Origin of the sequence: Prevotella sp. Rep29 (genome assembly GCF_019551475.1) — a bacterium.
Lineage (GTDB): Bacteria > Bacteroidota > Bacteroidia > Bacteroidales > Bacteroidaceae > Prevotella.
This window is the reverse complement of sequence record NZ_CP047159.1, coordinates 981,031-992,626: the sequence shown is the minus strand read 5'-3', so window position 1 is coordinate 992,626 and position 11,596 is coordinate 981,031. Positions and strand designations below refer to the sequence as shown.

General features: G+C 47.7%; 9 protein-coding genes and 1 tRNA gene. 6 read left to right on the top strand and 4 right to left on the bottom strand.

Features of this window, described 5'->3' with window-relative positions; translation table 11 throughout:
• Positions 1–87 precede the first annotated feature (87 nt).
• Positions 88–161 (top strand) — tRNA-Arg (locus tag GRF55_RS04195).
• A gap of 561 nt (positions 162–722) precedes the next feature.
• Here GRF55_RS04195 and GRF55_RS04190 read toward each other — a convergent pair.
• Both GRF55_RS04190 and GRF55_RS04185 read right to left on the bottom strand, forming a co-directional pair.
• The gene (locus GRF55_RS04190; protein ID WP_220369288.1) at positions 723–2,282 is read right to left on the bottom strand and encodes an OmpP1/FadL family transporter; all 1,560 of its coding nucleotides are present in this window, start codon (positions 2,280–2,282) and stop codon (positions 723–725) included.
• Between the two features lie 46 nt (positions 2,283–2,328).
• Positions 2,329–3,321, bottom strand: a complete 993-nt coding sequence (locus GRF55_RS04185) for a hypothetical protein (protein WP_220369287.1) — start codon at positions 3,319–3,321, stop codon at positions 2,329–2,331.
• 147 nt (positions 3,322–3,468) lie between these two features.
• On the opposite strand from GRF55_RS04185, the gene prmA reads away from it, so the two are divergent.
• On the top strand, positions 3,469–4,332 hold the full coding sequence (gene prmA, locus GRF55_RS04180) for a 50S ribosomal protein L11 methyltransferase (protein ID WP_220369286.1): 864 nt from the start codon (positions 3,469–3,471) through the stop codon (positions 4,330–4,332).
• Positions 4,333–4,698: 366 nt separating this feature from the next.
• On the opposite strand, the gene GRF55_RS04175 is transcribed toward prmA, so the two are convergent.
• Positions 4,699–5,538, bottom strand: coding sequence for a glycoside hydrolase family 25 protein (locus tag GRF55_RS04175; RefSeq protein WP_220369285.1), 840 nt, complete (start codon positions 5,536–5,538; stop codon positions 4,699–4,701).
• Between the two features lie 27 nt (positions 5,539–5,565).
• Entirely contained in the window at positions 5,566–7,227 is a 1,662-nt protein-coding gene (locus tag GRF55_RS04170; protein WP_220369284.1) for a diphosphate--fructose-6-phosphate 1-phosphotransferase, read from the bottom strand.
• Between the two features lie 250 nt (positions 7,228–7,477).
• On the opposite strand from GRF55_RS04170, the gene GRF55_RS04165 reads away from it, so the two are divergent.
• Genes GRF55_RS04165 through GRF55_RS04150 form a run of 4 tightly spaced genes read left to right on the top strand, consistent with a single transcriptional unit; the run spans position 7,478 to position 11,591 of the window.
• A complete protein-coding gene (locus tag GRF55_RS04165; RefSeq protein WP_220369283.1) occupies positions 7,478–7,747 on the top strand; it encodes a hypothetical protein in 270 nt (89 codons plus the stop codon).
• Positions 7,748–7,765: 18 nt separating this feature from the next.
• Positions 7,766–8,311 (top strand): 1-acyl-sn-glycerol-3-phosphate acyltransferase, encoded by a 546-nt coding sequence (locus tag GRF55_RS04160; protein ID WP_220369282.1) that lies wholly within the window; start codon positions 7,766–7,768, stop codon positions 8,309–8,311.
• A 28-nt stretch (positions 8,312–8,339) separates the two neighbouring features.
• Positions 8,340–11,237 carry a fibronectin type III domain-containing protein gene (locus tag GRF55_RS04155; protein ID WP_220369281.1) on the top strand — a complete coding sequence of 966 codons (2,898 nt, stop codon included), beginning with the start codon at positions 8,340–8,342 and terminating at the stop codon, positions 11,235–11,237.
• A gap of 27 nt (positions 11,238–11,264) precedes the next feature.
• Positions 11,265–11,591 carry a hypothetical protein gene (locus tag GRF55_RS04150; RefSeq protein WP_220369280.1) on the top strand — a complete coding sequence of 109 codons (327 nt, stop codon included), beginning with the start codon at positions 11,265–11,267 and terminating at the stop codon, positions 11,589–11,591.
• Positions 11,592–11,596 lie beyond the last annotated feature (5 nt).

The window sequence follows — 11,596 nt, the reverse complement described above, 5'->3', positions numbered from 1 at the left end:
TAATAAAGCATGCCTAAAAAAACATGCTAAAATATTTGGCTATATCAGAAAAAAGACATAACTTTGCAAACGCAAAATAAAAAATGAGGCTCCCTAGCTCAACTGAATAGAGCATCTGACTACGGATCAGAAGGTTGTGGGTTTGAATCCCGCGGGAGTCACAAAAGAAAGAAGCCAAGACGAAAGTTCACTTTCAGTTTTGGCTTCTTTCTTTTGTGTTACTCAGCCCGTGGCAGGGAGGGGATGGACGAAGTCAATCCCGCGGGAGTCACGAAGGAAGAAGAGGGTGTGTCAAAATAGGAATTCAGTCGTCCTACGGACGAGAAATCCAACAAATCTATACAAATCTAACAAATGAAAGTGCTGATACACAGAATGAAAGATTTTGGATAGATTTGTAAGATTTGCCTACGGCGATTTTCAATTCTACGCGAAGCGCACATCCTCCATTTTGACACACCCTCTTCTTTTTTTTGTGTAACTCAGCCCGTGGCAGGGCGAATGTTATCCCTGATTTCTACTCACAAAAAAGGAGGACATGTCTCACGACACATCCTCCGCACACTTACTAAAACTAAATTAACCACTAAAAAAATACTATATCTACTCTAAATATTGATGCAAAAATATACTTTTTTCTCCAATTAATGCGTTCTTTTCCGGATTATTTTTGACTGCACTATTTATTTAATGCCATTTCCAAAGCGCAATATCAGTGTTTTTTAGAAGTGATATCCCAGTGAGAACAGCACCTGATGACGTTTCTTGCTCACGTCAACGATATTTGCGATATTGTCCTCTGCAGGGTCTGTGTTGTCATAATAGTTCATGAACGGGCTGAAGGAACCATTGGTTGCGCTGTATTGGTATGCCAGATCGAGGCTCACTTTCCCAATGTTATAGCCGACACCGCAGGTGAAGCGATTGGTTGCTTTCCAGTTGGTGTAATCGGTTGTCGTGCTGTAATAGGTTCCGTAAGATTCGATTGTTCCGTCCTTGAATCCTTCTTCTTTGTACATCGGCGACACGTAATTGTATCCCAGACGCAGGGCGAGGTCGGCTATCGGTTTATATTCCAATCCGACTTTCAGCGTTGAAACGCCTTTCAGCGTCTGCTTGGTATGGTTATTCATCGCCTTATCGCTGGAGCTGCTGGAATAGTAGGTGTCATACCAATAATCGTAGTAGTCGCCATCATTCACGCGTGAGTCTGTGCTGCCATAATCGGCATACTCATAGCTGGCTCCCAATGCGAGATAGTTTCCGACGGTATGTCCTAAGCTCAGTCCGAATTTCCAGGGTGTATAGAGTTTGAAGTCATACACCTCGGTGTTGTATGGACGAGCACTGCCGTCTGTCAATACGGTATAGTTGGTTGTCTTCAGGTCGTACCACGTCGGGCTTGCAACAGACAGACCGATGCGGAAAGGCGAACTTTCTATCGGACGGACGATGACACCCGCCTTGATGTCGAAGCCCGAACCGGTTATCTCGCGGCTGTCTTCCACGTAGATACCTCCGAAGTTCTCCGGATTGCTCACGAAGGCTTCCGTATATTCGCCGTAGTGCTTGTAATGAACATCGTGGAATCCAAAGGTCACACCTAAATATATACGGTCGTTGATGTTTCCGCTGATGTTGAAGTCGTATTCGCCGATATATCCCGTATGCGCCCTGTTCAGCATATAATCAGTAGCCACATAGTTGTAGGCGTAGCCGTCACCTGCTACATAAAACAGGTTGCGCGCATAGAGGTCGTCCAACTGGCTGCAGGTGATGTAGGGAGCACTATAGTTCGGAGTTCCGTCTGTCTTGAATTCATACAGGTAGTCGTTGCGGAGCTTCTGATAGGACAACTTGTTCTGAGAAGCGTTCGACAGGTTGTCTGCCGCACTCAGGATGTGGTTGAAGTTCGTGCTCTTATGATAGTTGAACGCAAGGTTCAAATAGGAATTGCTATTTGACTTTTTCGAATAGACAAAACCTATCTGGTCGAAACTCATGTTGGTCTTGTTGCCGTCTGCAAAGTCTTTCCCGTCCTGCTGAGAGACAACGCCAAAAGACACATTTGCCTGAGAATGACGGAACAATCCGATTCCCGCCGGGTTCGTACTGATGGTGGAGAGGTCTGCTCCCAAAGCCTCCATCGCACCTCCCATACCGACGTAGCGTGCCGTTCCGTTCAGGTCGCCCGTAACGATTTTTGCATTCTCGTATGTTTCCTGTGCTGCCAATGGCATTACAGCCATCAAACTTGCAGCAATAATCAAATACTTTTTCATTTGTTTATCAGATTAATTATTGTTGTCAGAATCATTGTTCACTTCTTTATCTGCGGCCGCCAAAGCCTCCACCCGAACGGCTTCCGCCACCGACACTACTGCCGCCGAAGCCTCCCGAGCGACCACCGCCGATGCTACCGCCACTGCCGAGACCGCCTGAGCGAGAGCTGCCAAACGAGCCACTGCTGCTGGAGCTGGAACGAGACGGCTGGCTATAGGTTCCCGACGGACGTGAGCTGGAGCCCGTGCTGCGAGTTCCGCCAAATCTGCCGTTAGAACCTCCCGTAGAACCATCTCTATATACGCGGTTCGGAGAAGACGTTGCTGCGGAGCGGGAGCCGAAGGTTCCTGTGCGGGCACCGCCGAACGTTCCTGTCGTTGTTCTTCCTGTCCGGTTAGCGACGGTCGGGCGTCCATGGTTGAACGTTCCTGTATGACCACCGCGATAGGCGATGCCTCCATACGGTGGATACCATCCGCCCCAACCTCCATGATAATAGGGGCGATAGGGCCATCCCCAACCGTAATAACCGTATCCGTAATAGCCTCTGTACCAAGGATCATACCAACCGTACCAGCTGTCATACCAAGGGTCGAACCATGGATCGTACCATCCCCAGTAATATGAGCGCCAATAGGGTCGTCCCCAGCCCCAGTAGCTATAGAAATAGGGGTTGTACCAGCCGTGGAATCCATCGAAATATCCCATCCGGCGACTATAGGCAAAGTCATCAAAATCGTCGTATGAGCCATACACGTAAATGGTATCGGGGGCTCCTTCGGTGCCTTCCTCAAACTCAATCACGTCATTTCCCAATGAATCCGTACCTATCTTCTGGTAATAACTGCGCAGATGACGACGATTGTATTCGTCCACATCCCTTTCACTCCCTCTATAAACTACAGGCTTCTCCTGAACTTTTTCCTCAACAGGCTCTACCTTGGAAGATTTCTTGGGAGTGAAATACAAATCATCCTGTGCCTTCGATGTGACAGACACAAGTCCTAAAAGCAGTGTTAAAACAATTACTTTTTTCATAGTCATTACTCCTTTATTATCGTTAATAAATCGTTTCATACCGCAAAAGTAGATATTCTTACCATGCAAAAATACGGAAAAACCCTAAACAATGGTAGGTTTTTCCCTATTTTTTTATACTTTTGCAGAGAGATTTAACACTTTAATATGAAATATTACGCGGTACATTTTACTTTGGCCCCGAACACAGAGGCTGCCCGGGACATATTGGCATGCCTCTGCGGAGAGATCGGGTTCGAGAGTTTTGAGGACTCGAAAAGCGGACTGAACGGATATATCCAACATGCCACTTATGACGAAACGCGTCTCGGACAGGTCATTCAAGATTTTCCAATGACTGATGTCCAGATTGCGTATAAGACAGAGTTGATGGAAGAACACAACTGGAATGCGGCATGGGAGGAAGAGGGCTTCGAGCCGATTGTCGTGGACGACCGATGTGTCATCTACGATGCGCGACACCACTCTACCCCACCCTTTGTCAAGGAGGGTCAGATGAGCATCGGTATCGAACCGGTTCAGGCGTTCGGAACTGGCACGCACGAAACGACACAGATGATTGTAGCCGAACTGCTGCAGCGTGATTGCCAGGGCAGGCGCATAGTGGACTGTGGGTGCGGGACGGGCATCCTCTCGATTGTAGCCGCCAAATGCGGAGCCAGTGAGGTGATTGCCTACGACATAGACGAATGGAGCGTGGACAACACCCGCCACAATGCCCAACTGAACGGCGTCGAGAATATCGAGGTGCTGCATGGCGACATACATATTCTCTCGCATGTGGAGGGGCTTTTCGACATCGTTACAGCCAACATCAACCGCAACATCTTGCTCGAAGACCTCCCGACGTTCAAGGATGTCATGCACGAAAAAAGTATCCTGATTCTCAGCGGATTCTATGAGAACGATGCCCCGATACTGGTTGAGAAGGCTCAGGAACTGGGACTAAGCCTCCAAAAGGAAGAGAAGAAGAACCGCTGGTGCATGCTCGTTTTTGAACTTCAAGAATGAGTTGACCACTGAAACCTTCGAAAAATACCACTTTAATGATTACTAAAATATCCCGGTTCAGCCTCAAACCGGACTTGTATATTTATGCAGAACTGGTATCGTTGAAGTGCGTTTTGTAAACTCCTGAATTTCAGCATGTTAAAGAGCGCTTTCCAAAAGTGCCACTTTTAGCTCCTAAAAGGGCAACTTTTGGACGCTAAAAGGGGAACTTTTGCAAGCTAAAAGTGGCACTTTTGGAAAATGAAAGTTCAACGATGTGTTTTTATGCACATTTTCGCCTGTTTTTGCATGTTTATTCATGCCCTCCGTTTCCGCACTTCATGCAGTCCGGTTCTGTAGGAAAAACGACAGGCAACCATCGGATTTCTACCCACCGATGGTCAGTTTCTTCAGGTCGTAATAGCTTCCGTTATAGATATTTAGGTCCACATACCCCTTGATTCCCGGCAGTCGCCCCACGTCGGTATGCTGCCAGAACTTCCATTTCCCCTTATACTCGACCTTGTCCACATAGTAGTGGGCAATCCAGTATGGGTAATCATCGAAGCGCTGGTCGCTCAGATAGCTCTCCTTAAATTTATAATAGGTATAGATGATGGGCTTCACATGGTATTTGTCTTCCACGACATGCAGCCACGTGAGCACCTCGCGCTGGAAATCCTCGACCGAGATGTCTGCCGGAATGTTCTCCACATCGAGCACAGGCGGCAGGTCTCCCTCCTCCAGATGCACTTGGCTGAGAAAATAATTGGCTTGTTCCCTGGCAGGTGTCTTGATGCTCCAGAAGTGGTAGGCTCCCCTGATGAATCCGTACTCCCTTGCCTGATAGAAATTTTCCTGGAAGTTTTCATCTATATGCCCCGAACCCTCGGTCGCCTTGATCATGACAAAACGCAACGGACACTTGGCTATCATCGCGTTTCTCAGTTCACTCCAGTCTATTTTCCCCTGATGATGACTGATATCTATGCCATGTATCTCATAACCCTGCGGATAATCCGGCTCACCGAAAAGTGCTCTCCACCGGAACCCGAACGGACTGACAAAGAAGTAATAAAAAGCCCAGACATAAAAAGCGGTGATAACAACGGCGCCTCCCCATCGCATCCAGGAAGGCAGCCGTCGTATGGATGTGCGCAAGGAGCGGCTACGAGTGTTCCTGTTACCTGTAGCCTTAACGCTCCCCGTGCTCCGCTTTTTATTCATATCGTCTTATACTCAGTTATTTATGCGCTACGGTTCAAGGTTCAAATCAACCCCATGCTCGAGCGCCAAAGTCATAGTTGTCTGGTTGCAGACCTCATCCGGTCCCCACAGTTGGACGGGACCCGGATTGACGTAGAGCGTCTCTCTCGCCCACTGGTCTCTCACCTCCATATAGGCTTTGAACGGTTCGCCATTCAGATCGACCAACGCCTTGCGGATGACGGGCTTCATCTTGCCGTTTCGCCGCTCCATGTTCATCATCATTGTGATGGGTACGCCGCCTGCTTTCCAGTTTTCCGGACTGTCATAGGTATTCCTTACAACTGCCATATAGCCGGTTTTCCCGTGTGCGATGAGTTGTGCTGCACTCATTCCCAATGCGTAGCAATAGGTTGCGTCATAGTTTGACGGTGCGCTGCAACGTCCCTCATATCCGAAGAAATGGTGCATGACCTTGAATTTCCCGTTATAGGTTCCCTCCTTTTCCCTGCGTTTCAGGTTGGCTGCCACCATTTTAGAAAGAAGCCGCTCTGTCTCTATGAGAGAAACCTGGACGTTTCCGTGCGGGTCGCGGTCAAGCGAAAGCTGGTGGGCAACATCGTCTGGCAGCGTGTCGAACGTCTCCGCATTGGCTTTTGACAGGTGCGCCATGATGTAGTCGTGCTGCGCTTCCGGATCGAGATTGACATATTTAGAGCCGTGCGCTGCCAACAGGTCGTTGAGTTCGTCAATGAGGCGTCCGATTGCCGGTATAAACTCAATAAGTCCTTCCGGCACGAGCACTACGCCGAAGTTGTTTCCGTCTTGTGAGCGACAAACTACTGCGTCGGCTATTCGGTTGACGATATCGTTCAGCGTCAGGTCTTTCTCCTGAACCTCTTCTGAGATAATACAGATGTTTGGCTGACATTTAAGTCCGCATTCCAATGTGATATGGCTTGCCGACCGTCCCATCAGCTTGATGAAATGCCAATATTTCCGCGCCGAGTTGCAGTCTCTCTCGATGTTGCCGATAAGCTCTGAATAGACTTTTGTCGCCGTATCAAATCCGAACGACGCTTCGATATATTCATTTTTCAGATCGCCGTCAATCGTTTTCGGACAGCCAATCACCTGCACGCCGCTATGATGCTCGGCATAATATTCAGCCAGAACGCAGGCGTTCGTGTTCGAATCGTCACCACCCACAATCACGATGGCGTTGATTTCCAGTTTCCTGATAATTTCAAGTCCTTTCTCAAACTGTTCCTCCTGTTCCAACTTTGTTCTTCCGGAACCGATAAGGTCAAATCCTCCCACATTCCGATAGCGGTCAATCAGGTCTTGGTCAAGCTCCTTGTACTGATGTTTCACCAATCCGTCCGGACCCAGTAAAAAGCCATACAACTTGTTATCCGGATGCAATTTCTTGATGGCATCATATATGCCAGTGATGACGTTATGACCTCCAGGGGCTGGTCCTCCACTCAGGATGACACCCACGTTGAACCGTTTGCTTTCGTGCTCTTCTCCCGGCACGAACTCAACAATCGGGAGTCCGTATGTATTGGGGAAAAGTTTCTTGATTTCTTCCTGATCGTCTACGCTGTTCGTAGCGACACCTTCCTTTACCTTCACTGCATGTCTCAAAGCCAACGGAACCACGGGTTCGTAGTTGACTCTCGCTCTTTGCATAATGCTTCGTCTCATAATTTTTTACCTTTATAAAATACGCTAAATATAATCTCTCTTCTTTTACCCGACAAAGTTACTCAAAATTCGCGACATAGGGAAAGAAAATGGCATGAAAAACTTTTATTGGTACATTTTTTTTCAAATATTTTTGTGGTTTCACTATTTTTTCATATCTTTGAATGCTGTTTTTGTGAAAAACATCCGTGATAAGTGGATGATAACTATGAATATTACCTTAATTTTATAATTAATACCTGAATGATTTATGGCAAACAAAAGAACTTTGAAACGCACTATCAACTGCGTCTGTGAAGCGCTTTTCGCAGAGTGTGTCGCAGTTTCCATCTACGACCATGGCAGCAAGCCCAACGCTGATGCGCTATTAGGCTCAATCTTGGCAATCAACAACGACTTCATCAGCCGTGTTTCGCATGTTGAACCTGGCATGCAGCCGAAAGTGTATTTCCGCGACCTCATGGAACAGTTCAATAAACAAGTTTGTGAGATTGTTGACCAGATTGAAAATTTCGGATAGGTTACGCTTGTCTGGATTATGTGGAAGAAATTTTGCAATTGGCTTTTATATAGCCGCTTAGGATGGAGAAAGAACGTAACTGAGACTCTTCCGGAGAAATGTATCATCTGTCTTGCTCCTCACACAAGTAATTGGGATTTTCTTTTAGGACAACTGTATGCTGGCGCTGAAGGCTTGCGAATCAATTTCCTGATGAAAAGCGAATGGTTTGTATGGCCCCTGGGAGTTTTTTTCAAACGACTGGGTGGCATTCCTGTGCACCGCGACCGCAAATCGAGTTTGACAGACGTGCTGGCAGATACCGCCACGAAAAGCGATACGTTCCGCCTTTGCGTCACACCGGAGGGCACACGCTCTGCCAATGCTGACTGGAAGAAAGGATTTTATTATATTGCCGTGAAAGCCGGCATCCCGATTTTGCTATATGGTATTGATTATAAAGACCGTCTCATCGAATGTTCCAAAAGCATCATGCCTTCGGGAGACATTGAAAATGAGATGACAGAAATTAAAGATTATTTTCGTCCCTTCAAAGGCAAATATCCTGAAAAGTTTGCCCTTTGAATGCATCGAATGATAAAAAGCAACACAAATGAGAGGCTTTATCTTAATATTGACTTGGTTGAGTATATGCGTTTCGCCGGCTTTCGCCCAGGACAGTTCTTCTGAGGCAAAGCTGCGAGAACGCTTAGAGGAATATTTCAAGGATTACAAGGCGAAAAACGTGGACATGATTCGCAAACCACGGTTGCAAGACTGTCTGATAAACGACAGTACAAAAAGCCTGACGATAACTGTTGATGAAATCTTCTCCACGCAAGACTTCTCCCCTGAAGTTGTTGAGAAAATCTACAAAAAAATCCGCAAAACCGTTCCTGACGTCTATGAGGATTATCAGATCAGCGTCATCACAAACGGAATGGAAATCAGCGAACTTATTCCCAACCGCCTCTTGGACAATCCGGACAAGACACGTTTGTGGGGAGATATAGAATATCGTGGCGAGCCCTGGGTCTCCAACGTGTCGCGTCCCAACAAAATCACGCATGGACTCCGAAATCGCCATATATCACTATGGGCAAGCCACGGGAGATATTACGACCAGAAAAAAGGCTTCTGGAAATGGCAACGACCGAATCTGTTCGGTACGACAGAAGACCTGTTCACCCAAACAATCGTCGTGCCATATCTGATTCCAATGCTTGAAAATGCAGGCGCTGTGGTCTTTACTCCACGCGAACGCGACTGGCAAAAAAATGAATTTATCATTGACAACGACAAAGACTCCTCCCCCTATTACTCGGAGCGAAATGCGGCTGACGCATGGTCATCTACCGGTATTCCCGGCTTTTCTTACCGACAGGGAATGTATGTTGACGGAGAGAATCCCTTCACTCACGGCACAGCAAGAATGGCTGCCACGACCCACGGCAAGCATGTGAGCCAGATTACCTACCAGCCCAATATCACTCAAGGCGGAAGATATGCGGTCTATGTGAGCTATCAGACGGTTTCAAACAGCATCGATGACGCGCAATATATTGTTTACCATAAAGGACAGGCGACGGAGTTCCGTGTCAACCAGCGCATGGGCGGCAGCACTTGGGTTTATCTTGGCACGTTCGATTTCGACCAGGGATGCAACGCCTACAATCGTGTCGTGTTGACCAACCACAGCAAGAGGCATGGCGTCGTCACCGCAGATGCAGTCCGCTTTGGCGGAGGCATGGGCAACATTGAGCGCGGTGGTACTGTGAGTGGCTTTCCCCGTTGCCTTGAAGGGGCACGCTACTATAGTCAATGGGCTGGTGCACCTTACAGTGCATATAGTTCAAAGAACGGCGTAGATGACTATGCTGATGACATCAACACCCGCTCTCACGTCACTAACTGGCTTGCCGGCGGCTCTGTCTATGCACCGAACATTGATGGCAAGAACGTTCCTATAGAACTCTCACTTGGTGTACACAGCGACGCTGGTTTTTCTAAAGACTACTCATCGCTGATTGGTTCACTCTCCATTTGCACCACGAATTACAATGACGGCAAACTGAATGGCGGTCTCTCCCGAATGGCATCAAGAGATCTTGCTGACGCATTGTTAGACGGCGTCTATCGCGACCTTCGCTACAAATATGGGCGGTGGCGTATTCGTGCATTATACGACCGCAACTATTCGGAATCACGCCTCCCGGAAGTTCCTTCTTCTATATTGGAGACCCTCTCCCACCAAAGTTTTCCAGACATGATATACGGTCAGGACCCTAATTTCAAGTTTACCTTGGCGAGATCTATCTATAAAACCATTCTCCGCTATGTCTCCGACCAACATGAACAGCCGTTCGTGATTCAGCCATTACAACCGGATAACTTCCGCATAGAATATATCTCCAAAAACCGCGTGATGTTGAGTTGGGACCCTGTGAACGACCCGCAGGAACCCAGTGCACGCCCGTCATCGTATATCGTCTATAAGGCTTCCGGACCTTCAGGTTTCGATAACGGAACCGTCGTCAAATCACCATTCCTGTCTGTTGAGCTGAATCCCGACGTGCTCTATCAGTTCAAGGTGACAGCCATCAACAAAGGTGGAGAGAGTTTCCCCACAGAGACCCTGTCCGCGCTGTACACACCGAATGCCAAAAAGACCATTCTGATAGTCAACGGCTTCCATCGGCTATCTTCACCGGCAATTCACTCCACGGCACAAGAGCAGGGATTCGACTTAGACAAAGACATCGGTGTTTCCTATGGACCAACCGCTGGATGGAACGGAAGACAACTCTGTTTCGACAAAGCAAAAATCGGGATTGAAGGTCCTGGAGGATTAGGCTACGGAGGGGATGAATATGCCGGAATGTTCATTGCGGGCAACAGCTTCAACTACGTAAAGACCCATGCTGAAGCCATCCGGACAGCGCGCCAATACAACATTGTGAGCTGTTCAAGCAAAGCGGTAGAAACAGGAAAAGTCAACATCAATAAATATCCGTGCGTGGACCTTATCCTTGGCTTGGAAAAAAACGACGGGCGTTCGCTCGTTTCATACAAGACGTTCTCTCCCGCCATGCAACAGAAGTTGAGACACTACACCAAGGTCCATGGCGCATTATTGGTGAGTGGCTCGTACATCGGGTCGGACATGACGGAAATCAACGAGCAGCACTTCCTGTCACAGGTCCTGAAACTTCACTTTGCTGGCGACAACCGGTACTGTACAGACAGCAAGATATACGGCATGGGGACGTCATTCGATATTTACCGAACCCTGAACGAGACGCACTACGCCGTTCAGTCTCCTGACATCCTTCAAGCCGTAGCACCTGCATATTGTGCATTGCAATACGCTAACGGGCAGAGCGCTTGCGTGGCTTACCAAGGAAAGGATTATCGGAGTTTCACGATGGGATTCCCCTTTGAATGTATCACAGATCACAACATGCGAGGATGGATTATGAAAGGTATTCTGAACTTCCTGCTCGCACCATAATATTCACACGATATAATAAAATAATGTATGTATAAGATTCAAGCAAACAAATCGGGTACTCGCCATATTGCTATCAGCGAAGAACATCTTCAGACGCTCCGCCAATATCGGCTATTGGACAATCTCGTTGACAGCAACGGCATCATTGACGAAAGTGTGGTGGAGAAGTTGAAATTCAATGTGCGCGCCATCCTCGAGTCAGAGAATGGGAAAGACAAGAAACTGCTCGACCTCTGCCTTGATGTGATTTACAATAAGAACATGAAAGCCATCGGGCTCAAAAACCTTGTCACGCTTGCAAAGACATGGGACGCGGAGAAAGAATCACTCCCAAACACCGAAACAAATCAATAGAAGTT

Bases quoted from the DNA above. Each gene is read 5' to 3' on its own strand.
- GRF55_RS04160 (WP_220369282.1), top strand. From the start codon at position 7,766: ATGTGGAAGAAATTTTGCAATTGGCTTTTATATAGCCGCTTAGGATGG.
- prmA (WP_220369286.1), top strand. From the start codon at position 3,469: ATGAAATATTACGCGGTACATTTTACTTTGGCCCCGAACACAGAGGCT.
- GRF55_RS04155 (WP_220369281.1), top strand. From the start codon at position 8,340: ATGAGAGGCTTTATCTTAATATTGACTTGGTTGAGTATATGCGTTTCG.
- GRF55_RS04165 (WP_220369283.1), top strand. From the start codon at position 7,478: ATGGCAAACAAAAGAACTTTGAAACGCACTATCAACTGCGTCTGTGAA.
- GRF55_RS04150 (WP_220369280.1), top strand. From the start codon at position 11,265: ATGTATAAGATTCAAGCAAACAAATCGGGTACTCGCCATATTGCTATC.
- GRF55_RS04170 (WP_220369284.1), bottom strand. From the start codon at position 7,227: ATGAGACGAAGCATTATGCAAAGAGCGAGAGTCAACTACGAACCCGTG.
- GRF55_RS04185 (WP_220369287.1), bottom strand. From the start codon at position 3,321: ATGAAAAAAGTAATTGTTTTAACACTGCTTTTAGGACTTGTGTCTGTC.
- GRF55_RS04175 (WP_220369285.1), bottom strand. From the start codon at position 5,538: ATGAATAAAAAGCGGAGCACGGGGAGCGTTAAGGCTACAGGTAACAGG.
- GRF55_RS04190 (WP_220369288.1), bottom strand. From the start codon at position 2,282: ATGAAAAAGTATTTGATTATTGCTGCAAGTTTGATGGCTGTAATGCCA.